Origin of the sequence: Marinomonas phaeophyticola, from assembly GCF_026966905.1 — a bacterium.
Lineage (GTDB): Bacteria > Pseudomonadota > Gammaproteobacteria > Pseudomonadales > Marinomonadaceae > Marinomonas > Marinomonas phaeophyticola.
Map to the genome: position 1 here is coordinate 1 of NZ_JAPUBN010000016.1, position 21057 is coordinate 21057.

The following is a 21057-nucleotide window of genomic DNA, read 5'->3' on the forward strand; positions in this document are numbered from 1 at the left end:
CAAAAGGTACGCAGTCACGGAACTAAGTCCGCTCCCACTGCTTGTACGTACACGGTTTCAGGTTCTATTTCACTCCCCTCGCCGGGGTTCTTTTCGCCTTTCCCTCACGGTACTGGTACACTATCGGTCAGTCAGGAGTATTTAGCCTTGGAGGATGGTCCCCCCATGTTCAGACAGGATACCACGTGTCCCGTCCTACTCGTTTTCATTGAAAAGGTGTTTTCGTATACGAGGCTTTCACTCTCTACGGCCAAGCTTTCCAGCTTGTTCTACTAACACCAAATCAACTTAAGGGCTAATCCCCTTTCGCTCGCCGCTACTTAGGGAATCTCGGTTGATTTCTTTTCCTTCGGGTACTTAGATGTTTCAGTTCCCCGAGTTCGCCTCATTAAGCTATGTATTCACTTAATGATACCCGCAAGCGGGTGGGTTTCCCCATTCGGAAATGTTCGGATCAAAGTTTGTTTATCAACTCCCCGAACCTTATCGCAGATTACCACGTCCTTCATCGCCTCTGACTGCCAAGGCATCCACCGTGCACGCTTGGTCACTTGACCATATAACCCAAAGTAGTTTTTTAATCCCTCACTTTTCTAAAAGAAAAGTCAGTATCAAAACAACACTCAGATCACATACCAACGATGCTTTTGTGTCATCACTGGATTTTACGATTTAGAAAGTCATCCAGGTTATTCTCAATAAAGAGAAAGATGCTTTCCACCGGTTTGACGCTTGATTATCGTCTATTTCAAAAAGTCACATTGTTAAAGAGCAAGTTTAGTGCAAAGCACTAAGTCAGACATTCATGAATAACGCGAACATTATGATGACTGGTCATCACATAATCGCTTTCATCAACCCCTTGCTTAGGACTCTATCCTAGAACAATTGCTGCTATAAAGTAGTCATCAGATAATTTGTGTGAACGCTCACCAGAGCTTCGTATCGTTTAAGGAGGTGATCCAGCCCCAGGTTCCCCTAGGGCTACCTTGTTACGACTTCACCCCAGTCATTGACCACTCCGTGGTAACCGCCCTCCTCGAAAGGTTAAGCTAGCTACTTCTGGAGCAATCAACTCCCATGGTGTGACGGGCGGTGTGTACAAGGCCCGGGAACGTATTCACCGTGACATTCTGATTCACGATTACTAGCGATTCCGACTTCATGGAGTCGAGTTGCAGACTCCAATCCGGACTACGACGCACTTTGTGGGATTCGCTTACTATCGCTAGTTCGCAGCCCTCTGTATGCGCCATTGTAGCACGTGTGTAGCCCTACTCGTAAGGGCCATGATGACTTGACGTCGTCCCCACCTTCCTCCGGTTTGTCACCGGCAGTCTCCTTAAAGTTCCCACCCGAAGTGCTGGCAAATAAGGATAAGGGTTGCGCTCGTTACGGGACTTAACCCAACATTTCACAACACGAGCTGACGACAGCCATGCAGCACCTGTCTCAGTGTTCCCGAAGGCACTCCAAAATCTCTTTCGGATTCACTGGATGTCAAGAGTAGGTAAGGTTCTTCGCGTTGCGTCGAATTAAACCACATGCTCCACCGCTTGTGCGGGCCCCCGTCAATTCATTTGAGTTTTAACCTTGCGGCCGTACTCCCCAGGCGGTCTACTTATCGCGTTAGCTTCGCCACTAAGTCATTACAACCCAACGGCTAGTAGACATCGTTTACGGCGTGGACTACCAGGGTATCTAATCCTGTTTGCTCCCCACGCTTTCGCACCTCAGTGTCAGTATCAATCCAGAGTGTCGCCTTCGCCACTGATGTTCCTTCCTATATCTACGCATTTCACCGCTACACAGGAAATTCCACACTCCTCTATCGTACTCTAGCCTGCCAGTATCGGGTGCCATTCCAAGGTTGAGCCCTGGGCTTTCACATCCGACTTAACAAACCACCTACGCGCGCTTTACGCCCAGTAATTCCGATTAACGCTTGCACCCTCTGTATTACCGCGGCTGCTGGCACAGAGTTAGCCGGTGCTTCTTCTGAGGGTAACGTCACAGCAATCGAGTATTAATCAATTACCTTTCCTCCCCTCTGAAAGTGCTTTACAACCCTAAGGCCTTCTTCACACACGCGGCATGGCTGGATCAGGCTTGCGCCCATTGTCCAATATTCCCCACTGCTGCCTCCCGTAGGAGTCTGGGCCGTGTCTCAGTCCCAGTGTGGCTGGTCATCCTCTCAGACCAGCTAGAGATCGTCGCCTTGGTAGGCCTTTACCCTACCAACTAGCTAATCTCACGCAGGCTCATCTAATAGCGAAAGGTCCGAAGATCCCCTCCTTTCCCCCGTAGGGATTATGCGGTATTAGCATGCGTTTCCACATGTTGTCCCCCACTACTAGGCAGATTCCTACGCGTTACTCACCCGTCCGCCGCTCGACGCCTGTAGCAAGCTACATCGTTTCCGCTCGACTTGCATGTGTTAAGCCTGCCGCCAGCGTTCAATCTGAGCCATGATCAAACTCTTCAGTTTAAGATCTTTTGCTGATAAATCAGCTTGCTTACTCAAATTTAACTCTAACTAAACTTACATGTTTGTTTGATAAATCAAACAAACATGAACGAATTGAAAGTGTTTGGACTCTCGTAAGACTTCAAAATATTTTCGAAGTCTCCAGCGAGCGCCCACACAAATTATCTGATTAACTATTTTAAAGAGCGTGCTAACTAAAATAAGACAAGAAGAACAAACTGTGTTGTTTTTCTTGTTGGACGCTTACTCGTTGTTCTGAGTGGTTGTCCGTGTCAGCGAGGGCGTATATTAAGGATCTACAGATTTAGTGCAACCTTTTTTTGGTATTTATTGTAAAAAAGGGTAATTAAAATGATAAAGAAGCTTTTTTGATTATTTTTCATTCATAAAGTCGACAAAAACGCTCAGAAAACAATCAAATCCCCCTCTACCCATCTTCCTCATATGTCACGAACAATAAAACCAACTATCATTGCAGGCGCTGCGGCCTTTGCTTCCGGAATTTGCAACAGATCCAATATAAATATAAACGAATAAGACACAATCTGGAAAACGGGTGTGAACTCATTAATTATCAACGCCGTCGTTCCTATTCCCATGACGGCAGGGAATAGCCCCATCCAAATATCCACAACATTGATACAAGCAGTATTTAACTGTGAACTCAACTTTGGAGCAGTTGCGGCTCTTTTACAAGCGCGACTCATGGCTATTTGGAAACGACCTCCTGATTCATTCCCTTCATGAGAATCCCCTCTTTGATTATTATGATACGTCATAGGCAAGCCAGATAAGGGTGGCAAACGAGGAACAATGATTGCAGCAGCAACACCGACAATACAGAAACTGGCTATAGTAAGGGATGAATAAGTGCTTAATATTCACAAAATTTGCGATAACTAGGCAAAAAGCGACAGATACAATAGAAAAATTCGTCGCAACCATTGCTGCCTCTCTTTGTGCATAGTAACCACGACCCTATTGAATAGAAGTAATTATCGATGGCTACATCCGACTTTCAATAAACGCGATTAGAATTACTGGCTAGCACACAAAGATAACGCAAATGCACCACACAGCGACCAGACCACTCTTAATCAGCATTTCGAATCAATGGGTTTAGCAATTCAAGCCACCATCAATGGACAAGGTATTGCCATGACCGACATCACGCTCATTCATCAAGAACTGAAAGAAAACAAGTTGTTACTCCCATTCTCCACTGCCGTTCCTACAGGCTATTCATTCTATCTAGTCGCTCCAGACACAAACCATCAACACCCAGCCTTCACTGACTTTAATAATTAGCTTGGAGAGAACTTCGAACTTCCATGCATCTAGACTGTCCATAAGATACCAAAAAAAGCCAGTGCGAATTTCATCGCACTGGCTTCAAATAACTTACTTTTAAAATGGGGATTACAACGCTAGATTTCTAACCGCCGACATAACTCAGCATAACACCTGCCGCGACGGCCGAACCAATAACTCCAGCAACATTGGGGCCCATTGCATGCATCAAAAGGAAGTTTTGTTTATTTGTTTCCAAACCAACTTTATTGGCAACACGTGCCGCCATGGGCACTGCGGAAACGCCTGCAGCACCGATTAACGGGTTCACTTTAACATCAGCAAATTTATTCATAGTTTTCGCCATGATAATACCTGCAGCAGTACCAATAGAAAATGCAATCAAGCCTAAAGATAAAATACCTAATGTTTCAAGATTTAAGAAATCAGCAGAGCTTAACTTTGAACCAACACCTAAACCGAGGAAAATAGTCACAGTATTAATCAATGCATTTTGTGCGGTATCACTTAAGCGATCAACAACTCCACACTCCTTCATCAGGTTACCAAAACAGAACATTCCTAATAATGGCGCTGCAGACGGTAAGAAAAAAGCCACCAAAAGCAATACAACTAATGGAAAAACAATTTTCTCTGTTTTCGATACCGGTCTCAATTGCTCCATTTTAATAGAACGCTCTTCATGAGATGTTAGCGCCCTCATGATAGGCGGCTGAATCAAAGGAACTAATGCCATATAGGAATAAGCCGCCACCGCAATAGCACCTAATAGATCAGGAGCCAGTCGACTTGCAACAAAGATTGCCGTAGGACCATCAGCACCACCAATAATACCTATTGCAGCCGCATCCGCTAATGTGAAATCCATAATTCCAGTAGCGCCTAGAACAACAGCGCCAATTACAGTTGCAAAAATACCAAACTGAGCCGCAGCACCTAGTAATAATGTCTTAGGATTGGCTAACATAGGACCAAAATCTGTCATTGCTCCAACACCCATAAAGATGAGCAATGGGAATAGACCAGTCTCAATACCACCATGATAAATATAATATTGCAATCCGCCTGGGCTCACTAGGTGTCCAGTAGCATCATAAACTGGAGCCGCCATAAAACCAGCCCCTGGAATATTTACCATGATGGCCCCAATACCGATCGGTAACAACAATAGAGGCTCAAAGCCTTTTTTTATCGCGAGATAGATCAGCAACAAACCTACCGCAATCATAACTGCTTGACCAAATTCAAGCTGATATATGCCCGTATCGTGATATAAGTTTAAAAGCTTATTTTCCATTTTTATACAAACCTTCTACAGGGTAACCAGTGATTGGCCAACTTGAACGGAGTCACCTTCTTTAACATGAATAGCCCCAATAACACCTGAAGCCGGAGCTGAAATCTCAGTCTCCATTTTCATTGCTTCAAGAATAATAATGGTTTCACCCTCTTCAACTTGCTGACCAGGAGACACCAGAATCTTAAAGATATTACCAGCCAAAGGTGAAGGAATAGACTCACCACTGGTTGTCGGAGCCACCTCAACAGGTGCAGGCGTAGCGGCAGAACTGGCTGCGTGAATGCTTTCAACATCCCCCCGTCCGTGACTTGCACAACATAACTTTGGCCAGAGACCGTCACTGTATATACACTTGGCTCTGTAGACGCGCTAGCAGATGGTGCCACAGCGACTGAATTTTCAAGTGTCGGGGTCGGTTCAAACGCATCCGGATTATTACGATTTTCAATAAACTTCAATCCGATTTGAGGGAACAAAGCATAAGTAAGAACGTCATCAATCTTAGCATCAGCAAGCGTTAAGCCTTTTTCTTTTGCGAGCGATAACAATTCGGCTTCTAATTTTTCCATTTCTGGTGAGATTAAATCTGCAGGGCGACATGTAATTGGCGCTTCACCATTTAATACTTTAGCTTGAAGTTCTTTATTGTATGGTGCTGGAGCCGCTCCATATTCTCCTTTCAAAATACCAGCCGTTTCTTTTGAAATAGATTTGTAACGTTCGCCCGTCAACACATTCAGAACCGCTTGTGTACCTACAATTTGAGAAGTAGGAGTCACTAAAGGAATAAGACCCAGATCTTCACGGACACGAGGAATCTCTTTTAAAACCTCATCAAACTTATCTGCCGCACCTTGTTCTTTTAATTGACTTTCCATATTAGTCAACATACCACCAGGAACTTGTGCAATTAGAATACGAGAGTCAGTACCACGTAAAGAGCCTTCATATTTAGCATACTTTTTACGAACTTCTCTAAAATAGGCAGCAATATCCTCTAGAAGTGTCAAATCTAACCCAGTGTCACGATCTGTTCCCTGCAAAGCCGCCACAACAGTTTCTGTAGCTGAATGCCCATAAGTCATCGACATAGATGAAATCGCTGTATCAACTCTATCAACACCAGCTTCAATCGCTTTCAGAATAGTCATATCGGCTAAACCAGAAGTAGCATGTGCATGCAGCTGCACTTCTAATTGAGTTTGCGCTTTCAATAAGCCAACCAATTCAAAAGCATCATAAGGAGTCAAGATACCGGACATATCTTTAATCGCGATCGATTCGGCCCCCATATCTTCCAACGTTTTCGCGTAATCAACCCAATTTTGCGTCGTGTGTACAGGGCTTTTAGTATATGAGATAGTACCTTGAGCGTGTTTCCCCATACCCTTAACCGCTTTAATCGCCGTCTCTAGGTTTCTAGGGTCATTCATCGCATCAAAAATACGGAAAACATCCACACCGTTTGTCGCTGCACGTTCTACAAATTTATTAACCACATCATCGGCATAATGGCGATAACCTAGCAAGTTTTGACCACGTAATAGCATCTGTTGAGGCGTATTCGGCATGGCTTTTTTTAGCTCACGAATACGATCCCAAGGGTCTTCACCAATAAAGCGAATACATGAATCAAACGTTGCACCACCCCAAGATTCAAGAGACCAAAAACCCACTTGATCTAGCTTCTCCGCAATTGGAAGCATATCATCAATGCGCAGTCGTGTAGCAAAAAGTGATTGGTGTGCATCCCTTAAAACTACATCGGTAATGCCTAGAGGTTGCTTATTTACAGTCATACTATCAGCCCCTGATATATTTCTATTTAATATAAATTAATGGTTAACGTTTATTGTTTCGGTGTTGATGAATCGCCGCTGTAATAACAGCCTTCAAATGCTCATCTTGTACTTGACTTGCTATCTTAGTCGCTGCCGGAGCAACACTTGTTTTCACTACTGGCGCAACTTCAGGAAAGTACTTGGTAAGTAAGGTCGACATAAATCCTGTTGCGTAGATCAGAAGAACTAGAAACAAGAATACAAAACCCATACCCAAGACCAATAAACCAAAGCCATCTTGAATTAATCCGTTCATTTTTACATAAGCCTCTATCTAAATATTAACCATTAGACTTGTTTGAATTCAGTGTTTGTGATCATATCTCCTTAAACACTGAGCTATCTATTACTTAATGGTCACTTTTATATCACAAACCGTAACAGTTTCATATTTTTTATGCATAACAGTTTGGTTTATTTTCATTTTTTTGCCAACTTCCCAAGAAACCCTAAATGCACTCACATATTAAAATCGCCGTTGCTCCTATGGAAGGCATCATGGACCATACGCTGAGACAGCTTTTATCCGAAATTGGCGGTATGGACTATTTTGTATCTGAATTTGTTCGAGTAACGCAATACCCTATTCCGAGCCACACTTTCCATCGACTTATCCCAGAAAATACACAAGGGGCCGCCACTGAAAGTAAGCACCCAGTACACACACAACTCTTAGGTAGCACACCAGAACTAATGGCATTAAGTGCCGTCAATGCGGTGAGTTCTGGCTCGACTCACATTGATGTCAACTTTGGGTGTCCAGCTAAAAGGGTTAATGGTCATGGCGGCGGTTCAGTATTACTGCAAACGCCAGAGATATTACATGACATTATGAGCGCAATTAAAAAATCCATTCCAGACCACATACATCTGTCGGCAAAGATTCGATTAGGGTATGAAAATGAATCCTTGCTCTTTGAAAATGTCAGCGCAATTGAACAAGCTGGAACTCAATCCCTTACCATTCACGGCAGAACCAAAAAGGATGGTTATAAGCCCCCGGCAAGATGGGAAAAAATAGGTCAGGTACAAAAAAGAAGTCAGATGGAAATAATTGCAAATGGAGACATAACAGATATTCAATCACTTCTCAGCTGCTTAGATGAGACAGGTTGCCAGCATTTTATGATTGGAAGAGGCGTACTCGCCAACCCTTTTGTTTTTCAAGACATCAGAAGAGCACTAGCAGGCCAAGAACCTATAGATAACTCAAAAAAATTGGAATCATTACTGGGACGATACACTCACATTTTGCAACAGCATTATGATGAAGTTGCAACGTTAGGAAGACTAAAACAATGGTGTGGAAATTTAAGACATAATTTTGAACTGATTGATGAACATTTAAAATTTCTCAGACAAAGTCAGTCCGTAATAGAGTTCGTCAATAGGATAAAGACCATCAACAATAAATAATGTAAAAGGAAATATGAGAAAAGATATGGTGCATCCGGAAGGATTCGAACCTTCGACCGCTCGGTTCGTAGCCGAGTACTCTATCCAGCTGAGCTACGGATGCGCTCAAATTCAATGATTTACTTTTGTGATTTAAAAAATTGAATATAAAGAAGATATTTGGTGCATCCGGAAGGATTCGAACCTTCGACCGCTCGGTTCGTAGCCGAGTACTCTATCCAGCTGAGCTACGGATGCGCTCAAATATTACGACATTCTAACGATACGCTAGAACTACTTGCTTTTTAAATGGTGCATCCGGAAGGATTCGAACCTTCGACCGCTCGGTTCGTAGCCGAGTACTCTATCCAGCTGAGCTACGGATGCATAAAATGGCGGAGAGTGAGGGATTCGAACCCTCGATGAGTTTCACCCCATACTCCCTTAGCAGGGGAGCGCCTTCGGCCACTCGGCCAACTCTCCGAAACAAGTGGGGCGTATTATAGATCCCTCATTTGTTTTGTAAAGGCTTTTTTAAAAAAAATTTAAATTAATCTTCTTCGTGTTCGCCTTGTTCTTTTTGTATACGTAAATAAATCTCTTCACGGTGAACAGATACATCTTTTGGTGCATTAATACCAATTCGTACTTGATTACCTTTAACACCTAAAACAGTAACAGATACTTCATCTCCTACCATTAAAGTTTCACCAACTCGACGAGTAAGAATTAACATATAAATCTCCTTAGTAATCCTTTCATAATTAAAAAAAGAGACATACCTTACAAATATTGTAAGATATATCTTACAAGTCGAATTGTAGCTGTTGAATCAAATTTAATCCATTTTTTTCAACAGCTTTATTCAGTAAGTTTAAGCCTCACTTATACCATGAGCTTTATCACTTAGCTTAAACGCCGAGTGAAGCGCTCTCACAGCCAACTCCATATACTTTTCATCGATAATTACAGACACTTTAATTTCAGATGTTGAAATCAGTTGAATGTTTATAGATTCTTCAGCTAATGCTTTAAACATCATGCTAGCAACACCTGCATGCGAACGCATACCTACACCAACTATAGACACTTTCGCAATTTTTGCATCACCAATTACATCACGAGCACCTAATTCATCTTTAACATTCTCCAACAACTCTAGAGCCTTATTAAATTCATTTCTATGCACAGTAAAAGTAAAGTCAGTAGTACCATCAGCCGAAACATTTTGCACTATCATATCCACTTCAATATTGGCATCACTGACTGGAACAAGAATTCGTGAAGCGATACCTGGAATATCAGGCACACCTTTCAATGTTAATTTCGCTTCATCGCGATTAAATGCAATCCCAGAAACAGCTGGCTGCTCCATACCTTCACTCCCCTCAGTTGTAATCAATGTACCTTCACCATCTTCAAAACTCGAAAGCACACGTAATGGTACCTGATACTTCCCAGCAAACTCTACTGAACGAATTTGTAGAATTTTTGATCCTAAACTCGCCATTTCAAGCATTTCTTCAAACGTGATTTTCTTTAATCGACGTGCACTATCAACCACTCTTGGGTCAGTAGTATAAACACCATCAACATCTGTATATATTTGACACTCATCGGCTTTCAAAGCCGCAGCAAGCGCCACACCCGTTGTATCAGACCCGCCTCGACCAAGAGTGGTAATGTTGCCCTCCGCATCCGCGCCTTGAAAACCCGCTACAACGACGACTCTACCTTTATCGAGATCGGCTCTCATACCTTCCGTATCAATACTTTGAATACGAGCTTTACCAAATGAACTATCGGTTTCAATACGGACTTGAGCACCAGTATAAGAGCGCGCATCTATGCCACGCTTCTTAAGCGCCATACAAAGTAATGCTATGGTTACCTGCTCACCCGTAGAAACGAGCACATCCATTTCTCTGGGATCCGGTTCTTCCTGTATTGCTTTTGCTAAAGCAATTAGGCGATTTGTCTCACCACTCATTGCCGATACAGCAACAACGATATCATCACCTTTTTCTTTATGTTTCTGGACACGATCAGCAACCGCTTCGATGCGCTCAACAGAGCCCACAGACGTCCCACCATATTTTTGAACTAACAACGCCATAACTTTTTAAACCCACACAATGGCCAATTTAGGCACTTTTTTATACTCTCTCTGAAACCCAAGCAACAGCAGCTTCCAATGCTTCTGACAATTTATCAGGATTATTACCACCGGCTTGAGCCATATCTGGTCGACCGCCCCCACGACCATCGACAATTGGAGCAACCATTTTAATAAGGTCTCCCGCTTTTACCTTATTTGTAAGGTCTTTTGTTACACCAGCAATCAAACTCACCTTACCATCATTCACGCTTGCAAGCAGAATAACGGCGGATTCAAGTTTGCTTTTCAATTGATCTAGCATGTCCCTTAAATCTTTAGGATCATTGACCTCAACTTGAGAAACCAATAGCTTACCACCGACAATTTCTATCGCTTGAGAAGCCATATCAGCGCCGGCTTGAGCGGCTATTTTTGATTTCAGCTGATCCACTTCTTTTTGTAATGCTCGGGTTTGCTCCGATAAAGACGTTATTTTTTCTAGAACGTTATCTGAGTTGCCTTTCACTAGGGATGCAATTTTCTGTAAAGTCAATTCAGTAGAGCGAACTGAATCAAATGCCGCTTTACCTGTAACCGCTTCAATTCGCCTTACTCCAGCCGCTATACCGCTTTCAGACACAATCTTCAATAGACCGATATCTCCCGTACGCTTAACATGAGTACCACCACAAAGCTCAATAGAATAATCCGCTCCCATGGTTAATACACGAACATCACTGTCGTATTTTTCACCAAACAATGCCATAGCGCCTTTTTCTTTAGCCGATTCGATATCCATAACTTCGGTTAATACTTCATGATTCAAACGAATTTGTTCATTAACCATATCCTCAACTTGCTCAAGTTCTACAGCCGTAACGCCTTCAAAATGAGAGAAGTCAAAACGTAGACGCTCAGAATCACATAACGAACCTTTCTGATGAACATGGTCACCAACAATTCTACGCAATGCTTCATGTAATAAATGAGTTGCAGAGTGATTTAAAGAAGTTGCTGAACGTTGTGATGTATCAACAGCCGCTGTTAACGTTTCACCAACCGCCATCATGCCTTCGCGAAGCACTCCGTGATGCAAGTGCGTTTTACCTTGTTTCGTTGTATTAGTGACACTAAAAGCACCATTGCCACGCAACCAACCTTTATCGCCAACCTGACCACCAGATTCGCCATAAAATGGGGTTTGCTTCAACACTATAATCGCACTTTCTCCCTCTTCAACTTTGTCTACTTTAACGCCGTTAACAAGGATAGATTCGATAATACAATCATCGACTAGATTGGAATAGCCGGTAAACTCAGTTTCAGAAGCATCGATTACATTAGACATATCCATGGTAAATTGACTGGCTGAACGTGCTCTTTTACGCTGTTTCTCCATGGCTAACTCAAAGCCTGACTCATCGATTTCCAAACCACGTTCCCGCGCAACGTCATTGGTTAGGTCTGCAGGGAAACCATAGGTATCATAAAGCTTAAAGACCACATCACCAGCGATGGTTTTAGCGCCATCTTCCATTGAACCAATCGCTTCATCTAAAATGCGCATCCCTTGTTCAAGGGTTTTAGCGAATTGCTCTTCTTCTTTCAGTAAAATGGATTGAATGCGACCTTTCAATTTGACTAATTCAGGATACGCTTCTCCCATTTCAAGACAAAGAGCACCGATCAATTGATTAAAAAAGGCCTCTTTTTGCCCTAATTTATGACCATGCCGTATGGCACGACGAATGATACGCCTTAAAACATAACCTCGTCCTTCGTTAGACGGAACAATACCATCGGTAATCATAAAAGAGCATGAACGAATATGGTCCGCAATTACACGCAATGACTGAGCACTCAGGTCATCTGTACCAACAGCCTTTGCGGCCGCTTGAATTAAATTTTGAAATAAGTCAATTTCGTAGTTACTATGAACGCCCTGCAAAATAGCCGCGATACGCTCAAGCCCCATGCCGGTATCAACGGAAGGCTTCGGCAATGGAGCCATGGAACCATCAGCTGATCGATTAAACTGCATAAAGACCACATTCCAGATTTCAATAAAACGATCTCCATCCTCTTCAGGAGACCCTGGAGGCCCACCCCAAATATGCTCACCATGATCGTAAAATACTTCAGTACAAGGACCACATGGCCCCGTATCACCCATCTGCCAGAAATTATCTGAAGCATAGCGAGCGCCTTTATTGTCACCAATACGAATAATTCGATCCGCTGGAATGCCTATTTTATTTGCCCACAGGTCATACGCTTCATCATCTTCTGCATACACAGTTACCAATAGTTTTTCTTTTGGTAATTTCAAAATACCTGTCAAAAACTCCCAAGCATAACCAATCGCTTCTTCTTTGAAATAATCACCAAAACTAAAATTACCTAGCATTTCAAAAAATGTATGATGACGTGCAGTATAGCCAACATTTTCTAAATCGTTATGTTTACCACCTGCACGAACACAACGTTGGGAAGTTGTCGCTCGAGTATAAGGGCGCTGTTCTTGACCTAAAAACACATCCTTAAATTGCACCATACCAGCGTTGGTAAAAAGCAAAGTAGGATCGTTTCCTGGGATTAAAGAACTTGAGTCGACAACCTGGTGCTGCTGACCCGCGAAGTATTCTAAAAATGATTGGCGTAACTCTGAACTCTTCATAATCAAGTAAGACTCTATGTTGTTTCTTAGCGAAAAGGGGATTGTGACATTAACACTTGCAAGAAATAATTTAAATGAGCAAATAAAAGCCCAAAATAGTACACGGAAACCACGTATATTTTCAAAAAAAATACTATTTTTTGAGGTATTTTTTTATTTTCCCACAAAAAAAGCGTTGATACGCAAGATATCAACGCTTTCTGCCACCTCATGAGGTGAAATAACTTAGCTATACTGAATTTTTGGTCGGCTAGTCATTCGAGTAACTAACTCATAACCAATGGTTGAAGCGAGACTAGCCACCTCTTCAACCGGTAAAAGGTCTCCCCATAGTTCCACTCTTGAGCCCAAAGTAATATCTGGCACATGAGTAACATTTACCGTAATCATATCCATAGAAACACGGCCAGCTAAAGTACAAACCACACCGTTAACTAAGACAGGGGTGCCATTGATAGCATTGCGAGGGTAACCATCTCCATACCCCACAGCTATTGTTGCAATACGCTCTTCTTTTTGCGCTTCAAAACTGCCCGCATAACCGACTTTATCTCCCTTTTGTATAACTCTTAAGGAAATAATTTCAGACGTAAACTTCATGGCTACCTGCAACCCTAGCTGCTCTCCGGTAATGCCATCAAAAGGCGAAATACCATACAACATGATACCAGGACGAATCCAGCCACCTTCAGGAATATCCCATTTTAATACTGCTGCCGAGTTAGCCACACTAGCAGATACCTCAGGACACAGGGAACTCACTTGATTAAATACAGCCAACTGTTCGGAGGTCGTATTACTACTTAAATTGTCTGCGCAGGAAAAATGAGACATAAGTAGCACCTCACCAACACGCTTCGAATGATTCAACTGCTCAACCAAATTAGGTGCTTCACCTGGATCAACACCTAGCCTATGCATGCCAATATCGACTTTTACAAATAGTTTTTCAATTTGCACATTAGCCATAAAAAAAGCATTAATTTGAGATTCGTTTTCAACCGCGCTCCACAAACCATACTGTTCACACAAAGACCACTCCTCGGCTTCAAACACGCCTTCTAAAAGCATAATCGGAGATTCCACCCCTGCTTTTCTTAACTCTAGGGCCTCTTCAATTGCGGCAACCGCAAAGGCATCCACAGTGGAGTCTAAATATTTTGCGACGGCCACAGCCCCATGACCATAGGCATTGGCTTTTACAACGGCAAATGCCTTGCTCTTGGGATGTAACTTTTTAGCCACATGATAATTATGCTTAATGGCCGATAAACTAACTGTTTTTTTAAGTGGACGAGCCATAAAAACCTCAATGATAACGATGAATAGACAGTGAAGACACATCAATTTCGGACGCCGTTTCAGAAATAATATCGGCAATCACACGCCCCGAACCGCAGCACATTGTCCACCCTAAAGTGCCATGACCGGTATTTAAAAACACACCCTTAATCGATGTTCCACCAATAATCGGGGTACCATCAGGGGTCATTGGTCTTAAACCACACCAATATTGTGCTTCATCCAAATTACAACCTTGACCAAATAAGTCATGCACTACATGCTGAATCGTTTTCGTTCTAGATTCTGGTAGAGATAAATCAAATCCATTTAACTCAGCTGTCCCTGCCGCACGAATATTACCACCCAGGCGAGTAACCGCGACTTTATAAGTTTCATCCATAACAGTGGAAATAGGTGCAAATTGCTCATTATTAACCGGTACTGTTAATGAATAACCCTTTACAGGATAAACAGGAATAGAAAGCTTTAGATCATTCATTAACTTAGCTGAATAGCTACCCAAGCAAACTAACACTTTGGAAAAGGCAAGCTCACCCTGAGATGTCATAACACCGCTCACCGCATTTGATTTCACATTAATACGCTCAATATCCGTATTAAACATGAATTTAACACCTAGGGAATCACATGCCACTTTCAGTTTTTGACAAAAAACAAAACAATCACCCGTTTCGTCTCCCAGCAATCTCAAACCGCCTTGAAGCTTATCCTGAACGGCACTAAGGCCTGGCTCTACTTCAGAACACTCTTTGGCTGATAAAAGTTGATGAGGAACACCTAATTTTTTTAACACCTGCATATCTTTTTGTATTGAATCAATCTGACTCTGAGTACGAAATAACTGCAAAGTACCTTTTTGTGCATCATCATACGTAAGATTTAACTCTTGTCTTAATAATTTAAACTGGTCTCGACTGTACTCAGCAAGCATAACCATTCTAGATTTATTCACGTCATAGGCGGCTGAAGTGCATTGCCTTAGCATTTTGCTTACCCATAAGAACTTATCTAACTCAGGTTTTAAGCCAATTTTTAAAGGTGAGTGCTCCTGTAATAACCACTTAACAGCTTTCAATGGCACGCCTGGAGCCGCCCAAGGAGAAGAGTAGCCAGGAGAGATTTGTCCAGCATTAGCAAAGCTGGTTTCCAATGCAGGGCCCTTCTGTCGATCAATTACTGTGACATCAAATCCAAGTTTGGCAAGATAATAAGCGGATGACAATCCTATAACGCCCGCCCCTAAAATACATATACGCATCGAAACCACCACTAAAACAATAAAGTTGATAAGCATATTTATACACTAAATAACGAAATAATAATCTCTATTTAAATCTTATATGCAGTTGAATAAACTTAATTATTTAGTTATTAAAGAATAATAAACTATTTTATACTTCGTCGTATTTTCTTATTGGTGCTATCATGTTTTTTATTTATACACCTGACCAAAAATGACTAAAAATGCAATGCACTCTCTCTATGATATAGCCCTTAGAAAACTGTCCTATAGAGAACACAGCACTAAAGAACTAACAACAAAACTATGGGAATACTCTGAAGATATTGAATTAATCGAAGAAGTGTTAGCACTTTTAAAAGATCATAACTATGTTAATGACCGCCGCTTTGCTGAAATATACGCTCGTAGTAAGTCCTCTAAAGGAATTGGGGAAATAAGAGTTCGTCAAGAACTAAAAATTAAAGGGATAAACACAGAAGATATTGCTAATGCGCTAAGCCAGTCCGAGATAGACTGGTTTGAATTAGCGCTTAAAGTGAAAAATAAAAGGCAATTAAATCACCAACACTTGTCTTTTACAGAAAGGGCGAAACTACAAAGGTTTATGCAATCAAGAGGGTTTACATTTGAGCAAATCAAATATGCCATGAGCGACCAAGAAACTTAGTATATAGACGCACGTTTCAAGCTAGTGTGACAAAATCACATAATAAGTGTTGTTAAATACTTCTCTTCCAACTCAACATACTTCGCTGTTACAGCTTCAATTTTTTCTTCCATTTCATCAATCTCAGTCGTCATCTTTTTAACACGACTTATTGCATCTAAATTCGTTGTCAAAGTTAACTGAAGTTCACTAGCTTCTTTTTCAAGTACTTGTAATCGACTTAAACTTTCAGAATACGCCTGCGGATCACCTCCATTTTGAGCAAGCCCATCTTCATTTTGTTGAGACAATATTAACTCATATTGCTCTCTTTTTTCATGAACACTATCCAAATCTCTTTCTAACATTTCTACATATAGCTCAGACTCAGACACCATTAATCTTAACTCACTCAGCCTTTTCCCTTGCTCTGTTGAATATTCATCCGACTCTACCGTTAAAGGGATCGAGTGTAATAAGTCCTCCATAGATTGCATCGTTTCATGCTTACGCTCTATCAAACCCTTCATATTAACGATGGCATCTGATGAGTCAGAACGCTCTTCTAACACCTTACCTTTGTAATCGATCACCTCTTCCTTTTTAGTCAGATCAATATTTAGGTTATGACGAATAGTGTGAAGACTATTCAACTTATTTTCTAACGTTTTTACGGATCGATTTTGATCGAGTAATATTTTCTCCAGCCGAACAATAAGCACATCATTTCCAGAATGGAGTCTTTGATTCACTTCCCCAAGTTTCATTTCCTTGTTTTCTTTCTGCAGCATTTGAATTGTTTTCAATTGCTCACTTGCAATTCTTTTTAAATCAGACACTTTCTCTGCTAACTCACTTTCCATTGACTCAAGAAAGGGAGGGCTCTCCATAGAGTTTAAAAACAGCTCTAAATGGCCAATAGGCTCAAGGTCTGACTCACTGTCCATTTCATCCAGCTTATTTTGCACCGCATCTCGAACTGAAGAAATACGCGCTATTTGTTCTCTGACTTTTGCCAAATCAACATCCAGATCCGCCTCATGCATGACTTTCAACTGAAATGTATCCAAAGCAAGTTTCAGCTTTGCACTAGTATCTAAACTATGAGACAGAGCATCAGCAGAGTTCATATTGGCTTTTTTCGCTTCGGCCAATATTTTTTTTGTTCTTGGAGGTTTTTTTGAAGAGACTCTATTTCTAACGCTTTATCAACTTTGTTTACTAATGTTTGAAAAACATCTAAATAAGATTCAATATCAGTGTAAGGAACGCCCTGTTCAATGGTCTCATACTCAATGTCTAAAAACGTTTTCCAGCATAACAATAAAGTAAAGTCAGAATCCTTCTTCTCCTTAGTCCTTTGCTCAATAAGCTCTACGCAAACAAGCTTCTGACTTTCGACAATACTTAGCCACTCCAATTTAAATGTTTCTAAAATAAGATTATCGGCCAAAGCAAGAGTTTCAGAACCTGCTTTTCCTGCGTCCACTTCATCATTATGATTGTCTTGGCGTCGTTTTAAATATAAGTATCCAGCAACGCTTGTAATAGACAAACAAACGAAAAGTATAAACAGCCCGATAACGAGGTCGATTAAAAACATAACCGTAGTCATTCACCAAAAAATTGTGTTACTTAAAAGATATCATACATTCCAAAATACGTTTTTAATAAAATCATTTACTCACAAAACGTCACATAAAAAAAGCAGACAATTGCTTGTCTGCTTTATATGAATGAAACGGCTTTTAAATAGGTTTAAGCGTCTAATAAATCTTTTTTCTCGCTGTCATTTTTATCTTCTTTCGGTGCTGGGGCCGCCAGTAATTCAGCGCGAATTTTGGCTTCAATTTCTTGCGCTATTACCGGGTTATCGGTCAAGTATTGAGCCGCATTGGCTTTACCTTGACCTATTTTACTACCACCATAAGCGTACCAAGCACCCGCTTTATCGACAAAACCTTGTTTTACACCAAGATCAATAATTTCACCCATACGGTAAATCCCAGCACCGTACATAATTTGGAATTCAGCTTGTTTAAAAGGTGGTGCGATTTTGTTTTTGACTACTTTAACCCGAGTTTCATTACCAACAACCTCATCGCCCTGCTTGACAGAACCAATCCGACGAATATCTAGACGTACAGAACTATAAAACTTCAGCGCGTTACCGCCAGTTGTGGTTTCAGGAGAACCAAACATCACACCGATTTTCATACGAATTTGGTTTATAAAAACAACTAAGCAATTCGCATGTTTAATAGACCCTGTCAGTTTTCTCATAGCTTGAGATAATAAGCGCGCCTGAACACCGACAGAGGAATCCCCCATTTCGCCTTCAATTTCTGATTTAGGTACTAAGGCGGCTACGGAATCGACAATAATCACATCAACGCTGTTCGACCTAACCAACATATCAACGATCTCAAGTGCTTGTTCACCTGTATCAGGTTGTGAAATCAGCAAGTCGTTAATATTAACCCCTAATTTCTCAGCATAATTAGGGTCTAATGCATGTTCAGCATCAATAAAGGCACAGGTTTTCCCTTGCTTCTGAGCTTCCGCAATAACACTTAAAGTGAGCGTTGTTTTACCTGAAGACTCTGGCCCATATATTTCACAGATTCTTCCATAAGGTAAACCACCAGCACCTAAAGCAATATCCAATCCTAAAGAGCCAGTAGATACTGTTTCTATATTAAGACGAGCACCTTCACCCATTTTCATGATGGCACCTTTACCGAATTGACGCTCAATCTGAGTTAGTGCAGCGTCTAATGCTTTTTTCTTGTTATCAGCTGTTGATGACATAATAAAACCTTCTAGAAATCCATAAATGTATGAGACGAACTCTACCTTGTTTTTTAAACCAACTCAAGAAACACTGTATAAAAAAACAGTATTATTTATTCGAGTAATTTAATTAATCCTTTTAGCGCTTCAGTGGTGGCTTTTTCCCTGACTTCAGAGCGATCACCATCAAAATTAAAACGATTTATGGTAGAAGGTGACCCTTTCTTTTGCCAACCAATATAAACTGTACCAACCGGTTTCCCCTCAGTCGCGCCACCAGGACCAGCGATGCCACTCACAGAAACGACCACATCTACCTCTTGATTTAATGCACCTACACACATTTCCGACACTGTCTCTCTGGAGACAGCACCATAACTGAGTAAAGTATCTGCCTGAACACCAAGCAGCCTCTGTTTAGACTCATTTGAATAGGTCACTAACGCACATTGAAACCAAGCCGAGCTTCCCTCTTGTTCAGTACAAGCGGCACCAATTAACCCTCCTGTACAGGATTCAGCCGTCGCCAATTGATATTCTTTCTCTATAAGCCTTTCGGAGAGAGCACTAACAAGACGTTTAATTTCAGTTGATATAATCACGCAAGACCTAACAGGAAAATAATTTATTCTTGAAGGCTACCAGATATACTTTAAAAAAAACAACCTAAGCTTTACTAAGAAGCGATTAGATAGAAAAGGCATCTAATAAAGCAATCAGTTTACGCTGCTGATCTCTAGAGAGCGTTGTCCATACTTGCTGTAGTCTAGTTTGTAAGTCCGCATCTTGCATAGCAATATAAGGAGCAGTTTGATTTGAAATTTGAAAGGCTTCTTCCACTTCGCAATCTAAGAAAAACCATGAAATCGGTGATTCCAAAAAGACAGAAATATGAAAAAGATGACTGACATTTATTTTGTTAACGCCTCTTTCATATCGAGATAGTTGTTGTTGAGAGATGCCTATTTTTTCAGACAAACTGGCAGCACTGATGCGCAACTCTTTACGTCTTAATTGAATACGACGACCCACGGTAGCATCTATGTCTGTTACTGAAATTTTTGACATCATTTCCACTTAGATAAAACAAAACTATCAATAAATGGAAGTTTGGAGGTTTTTCACTCTTGAAAGAACATCCTTATTAGAGTAAAAAATACAATAAAGACCGATAAGGAGTATTTTAGACAAGAAGTCTAAATTCATATAATAAGGATATTAATCATGGACACCTTTCCAATTGAAACTTCCCTACATCATGCAATGCGATCCCTCCAAGAAGTGGGCAACCATATAAATGACCTTACTCAACAGCTAGAGCGATTACTTTCAAAACATATCCAACAGTCTTTTCAAAAAGCGCTCCTCAGAAAGGCCTTAAGTTGGGATTATTCCGATAAAGAAAACGCCTCTCACTGGTTTTATGAAAGCACATACCTTTCATTGCCAATCATCTATTCTCAATATCCACAACACACCTTTCACTTAAGTATACAAATCAGCCTCTATGGCGCCGGTATGTGCAGCGGCCAGATTAAAAACACAGCCCCCTTACTGCACGTACACTTCGGCGAAACGCCTTTAAATCACGAGAATACCTTTGAGCTAAAACAAGTAAACAACTCCGGTGAAGATATATATTCCTTTGAAGACAAGATTCTCTACTGGCCACCTGCAATCCATGGCTGTCCCTACCAACCTTGGCTTTTCAGCACATTACTGGAAGAGCTAAAAAGCGAGGACGACCTATTAATAAAAGTAATTTCACCCTGCTTATCTTTATTACAGCCCCCCATTAAAGGCAGCGCATTAGTAATAGCAACGAACGTATTGGACGCATTTTTTAGCTACTCAACACGCTCTAGATAGCTGCCGATCGACAGCGAAGGTTTAACATCTGTATTTCTTCTGTCAAATTAGGAAGAGAAATTGTTTTATTAGAGTTAGATTTGTTACTCTT

General features: G+C 41.3%; 17 protein-coding genes, 4 tRNA genes, 2 rRNA genes and 1 pseudogene. 4 read left to right on the forward strand and 20 right to left on the reverse strand.

The window, feature by feature from the left end; genetic code table 11:
- The 3 genes from O1D97_RS10505 to O1D97_RS10515 all read right to left on the reverse strand — a co-directional run.
- Nucleotides 1-557: ribosomal RNA gene (locus O1D97_RS10505) — 23S ribosomal RNA — on the reverse strand; the annotation flags it as partial.
- A gap of 393 nt (nt 558-950) precedes the next feature.
- Nucleotides 951-2488, reverse strand: a 16S ribosomal RNA gene (locus tag O1D97_RS10510).
- A 440-nt stretch (nt 2489-2928) separates the two neighbouring features.
- Nucleotides 2929-3267 (reverse strand): hypothetical protein, encoded by a 339-nt coding sequence (locus O1D97_RS10515; RefSeq protein WP_269125418.1) that lies wholly within the window; start codon nt 3265-3267, stop codon nt 2929-2931.
- 334 nt (nt 3268-3601) lie between these two features.
- On the opposite strand from O1D97_RS10515, the gene O1D97_RS10520 reads away from it, so the two are divergent.
- Nucleotides 3602-3796 (forward strand): type 2 periplasmic-binding domain-containing protein, encoded by a 195-nt coding sequence (locus O1D97_RS10520; RefSeq protein ID WP_269125420.1) that lies wholly within the window; start codon nt 3602-3604, stop codon nt 3794-3796.
- A gap of 127 nt (nt 3797-3923) precedes the next feature.
- Here O1D97_RS10520 and O1D97_RS10525 read toward each other — a convergent pair whose 3' ends face one another.
- The 3 genes and pseudogenes from O1D97_RS10525 to O1D97_RS10535 form a co-directional block, all read right to left on the reverse strand.
- Nucleotides 3924-5096 carry a sodium ion-translocating decarboxylase subunit beta gene (locus tag O1D97_RS10525; RefSeq protein ID WP_269125422.1) on the reverse strand — a complete coding sequence of 391 codons (1173 nt, stop codon included), beginning with the start codon at nt 5094-5096 and terminating at the stop codon, nt 3924-3926.
- A gap of 15 nt (nt 5097-5111) precedes the next feature.
- Nucleotides 5112-6898, reverse strand: a pseudogene (gene oadA, locus O1D97_RS10530) (sodium-extruding oxaloacetate decarboxylase subunit alpha).
- Between the two features lie 43 nt (nt 6899-6941).
- The gene (locus O1D97_RS10535; protein ID WP_269125424.1) at nt 6942-7196 is read right to left on the reverse strand and encodes an OadG family protein; all 255 of its coding nucleotides are present in this window, start codon (nt 7194-7196) and stop codon (nt 6942-6944) included.
- A gap of 197 nt (nt 7197-7393) precedes the next feature.
- Here O1D97_RS10535 and O1D97_RS10540 point away from each other — a divergent pair, with 197 nt between their 5' ends.
- A complete protein-coding gene (locus O1D97_RS10540) occupies nt 7394-8356 on the forward strand; it encodes a tRNA dihydrouridine synthase (RefSeq protein ID WP_269125426.1) in 963 nt (320 codons plus the stop codon).
- Nucleotides 8357-8382: 26 nt separating this feature from the next.
- Here O1D97_RS10540 and O1D97_RS10545 read toward each other — a convergent pair.
- The 9 genes from O1D97_RS10545 to O1D97_RS10585 all read right to left on the reverse strand — a co-directional run bounded on the left by O1D97_RS10545 (nt 8383) and on the right by O1D97_RS10585 (nt 15673).
- Nucleotides 8383-8459 (reverse strand) — tRNA-Arg (locus tag O1D97_RS10545).
- A gap of 57 nt (nt 8460-8516) precedes the next feature.
- Nucleotides 8517-8593 (reverse strand) — tRNA-Arg (locus tag O1D97_RS10550).
- A gap of 52 nt (nt 8594-8645) precedes the next feature.
- Nucleotides 8646-8722 (reverse strand) — tRNA-Arg (locus O1D97_RS10555).
- Nucleotides 8723-8728: 6 nt separating this feature from the next.
- A tRNA-Ser gene (locus O1D97_RS10560) sits at nt 8729-8818 on the reverse strand.
- A 67-nt stretch (nt 8819-8885) separates the two neighbouring features.
- The gene (gene csrA / locus O1D97_RS10565) at nt 8886-9071 is read right to left on the reverse strand and encodes a carbon storage regulator CsrA (protein WP_191601287.1); all 186 of its coding nucleotides are present in this window, start codon (nt 9069-9071) and stop codon (nt 8886-8888) included.
- Nucleotides 9072-9209: 138 nt separating this feature from the next.
- Complete coding sequence (locus O1D97_RS10570; protein ID WP_269125429.1) at nt 9210-10451, reverse strand: aspartate kinase; 1242 nt, start codon at nt 10449-10451, stop codon at nt 9210-9212.
- A 40-nt stretch (nt 10452-10491) separates the two neighbouring features.
- The gene (alaS, locus tag O1D97_RS10575) at nt 10492-13110 is read right to left on the reverse strand and encodes an alanine--tRNA ligase (RefSeq protein WP_346433184.1); all 2619 of its coding nucleotides are present in this window, start codon (nt 13108-13110) and stop codon (nt 10492-10494) included.
- Between the two features lie 225 nt (nt 13111-13335).
- The gene (alr, locus tag O1D97_RS10580; protein ID WP_269125432.1) at nt 13336-14412 is read right to left on the reverse strand and encodes an alanine racemase; all 1077 of its coding nucleotides are present in this window, start codon (nt 14410-14412) and stop codon (nt 13336-13338) included.
- 7 nt (nt 14413-14419) lie between these two features.
- On the reverse strand, nt 14420-15673 hold the full coding sequence (locus tag O1D97_RS10585; protein ID WP_269125434.1) for a D-amino acid dehydrogenase: 1254 nt from the start codon (nt 15671-15673) through the stop codon (nt 14420-14422).
- 196 nt (nt 15674-15869) lie between these two features.
- On the opposite strand from O1D97_RS10585, the gene O1D97_RS10590 reads away from it, so the two are divergent.
- On the forward strand, nt 15870-16325 hold the full coding sequence (locus O1D97_RS10590) for a regulatory protein RecX (RefSeq protein ID WP_269125436.1): 456 nt from the start codon (nt 15870-15872) through the stop codon (nt 16323-16325).
- A 35-nt stretch (nt 16326-16360) separates the two neighbouring features.
- Here the strand turns inward: O1D97_RS10590 and O1D97_RS10595 are convergent, their stop codons facing one another.
- The 5 genes from O1D97_RS10595 to O1D97_RS10615 form a co-directional block, all read right to left on the reverse strand.
- The gene (locus O1D97_RS10595) at nt 16361-17434 is read right to left on the reverse strand and encodes a hypothetical protein (RefSeq protein ID WP_269125438.1); all 1074 of its coding nucleotides are present in this window, start codon (nt 17432-17434) and stop codon (nt 16361-16363) included.
- Entirely contained in the window at nt 17431-17907 is a 477-nt protein-coding gene (locus tag O1D97_RS10600; RefSeq protein WP_269125440.1) for a hypothetical protein, read from the reverse strand. The genes O1D97_RS10595 and O1D97_RS10600 overlap by 4 nt, the downstream gene beginning before the upstream one ends.
- 155 nt (nt 17908-18062) lie before the next feature.
- Nucleotides 18063-19115, reverse strand: coding sequence for a recombinase RecA (gene recA, locus O1D97_RS10605; RefSeq protein WP_269125442.1), 1053 nt, complete (start codon nt 19113-19115; stop codon nt 18063-18065).
- A gap of 95 nt (nt 19116-19210) precedes the next feature.
- Complete coding sequence (locus tag O1D97_RS10610) at nt 19211-19699, reverse strand: CinA family protein (protein WP_269125444.1); 489 nt, start codon at nt 19697-19699, stop codon at nt 19211-19213.
- 85 nt (nt 19700-19784) lie between these two features.
- Nucleotides 19785-20165 carry a helix-turn-helix domain-containing protein gene (locus tag O1D97_RS10615; protein ID WP_269125446.1) on the reverse strand — a complete coding sequence of 127 codons (381 nt, stop codon included), beginning with the start codon at nt 20163-20165 and terminating at the stop codon, nt 19785-19787.
- Nucleotides 20166-20321: 156 nt separating this feature from the next.
- On the opposite strand from O1D97_RS10615, the gene O1D97_RS10620 reads away from it, so the two are divergent.
- Nucleotides 20322-20966, forward strand: a complete 645-nt coding sequence (locus O1D97_RS10620; protein WP_269125448.1) for a hypothetical protein — start codon at nt 20322-20324, stop codon at nt 20964-20966.
- The last annotated feature ends 91 nt before the right edge of the window (nt 20967-21057 follow it).

Bases quoted from the DNA above. Each gene is read 5' to 3' on its own strand.
- O1D97_RS10525 (WP_269125422.1), bottom strand. From the start codon at position 5,096: ATGGAAAATAAGCTTTTAAACTTATATCACGATACGGGCATATATCAG.
- O1D97_RS10535 (WP_269125424.1), bottom strand. From the start codon at position 7,196: ATGAACGGATTAATTCAAGATGGCTTTGGTTTATTGGTCTTGGGTATG.
- O1D97_RS10570 (WP_269125429.1), bottom strand. From the start codon at position 10,451: ATGGCGTTGTTAGTTCAAAAATATGGTGGGACGTCTGTGGGCTCTGTT.
- O1D97_RS10620 (WP_269125448.1), top strand. From the start codon at position 20,322: ATGGACACCTTTCCAATTGAAACTTCCCTACATCATGCAATGCGATCC.
- O1D97_RS10595 (WP_269125438.1), bottom strand. From the start codon at position 17,434: ATGAACTCTGCTGATGCTCTGTCTCATAGTTTAGATACTAGTGCAAAG.
- O1D97_RS10515 (WP_269125418.1), bottom strand. From the start codon at position 3,267: ATGACGTATCATAATAATCAAAGAGGGGATTCTCATGAAGGGAATGAA.
- O1D97_RS10540 (WP_269125426.1), top strand. From the start codon at position 7,394: ATGCACTCACATATTAAAATCGCCGTTGCTCCTATGGAAGGCATCATG.
- O1D97_RS10520 (WP_269125420.1), top strand. From the start codon at position 3,602: ATGGGTTTAGCAATTCAAGCCACCATCAATGGACAAGGTATTGCCATG.
- O1D97_RS10615 (WP_269125446.1), bottom strand. From the start codon at position 20,165: ATGTCAAAAATTTCAGTAACAGACATAGATGCTACCGTGGGTCGTCGT.
- recA (WP_269125442.1), bottom strand. From the start codon at position 19,115: ATGTCATCAACAGCTGATAACAAGAAAAAAGCATTAGACGCTGCACTA.
- alaS (WP_346433184.1), bottom strand. From the start codon at position 13,110: ATGAAGAGTTCAGAGTTACGCCAATCATTTTTAGAATACTTCGCGGGT.
- alr (WP_269125432.1), bottom strand. From the start codon at position 14,412: ATGGCTCGTCCACTTAAAAAAACAGTTAGTTTATCGGCCATTAAGCAT.
- csrA (WP_191601287.1), bottom strand. From the start codon at position 9,071: ATGTTAATTCTTACTCGTCGAGTTGGTGAAACTTTAATGGTAGGAGAT.
- O1D97_RS10590 (WP_269125436.1), top strand. From the start codon at position 15,870: ATGACTAAAAATGCAATGCACTCTCTCTATGATATAGCCCTTAGAAAA.
- O1D97_RS10600 (WP_269125440.1), bottom strand. From the start codon at position 17,907: ATGTTTTTAATCGACCTCGTTATCGGGCTGTTTATACTTTTCGTTTGT.
- O1D97_RS10585 (WP_269125434.1), bottom strand. From the start codon at position 15,673: ATGCGTATATGTATTTTAGGGGCGGGCGTTATAGGATTGTCATCCGCT.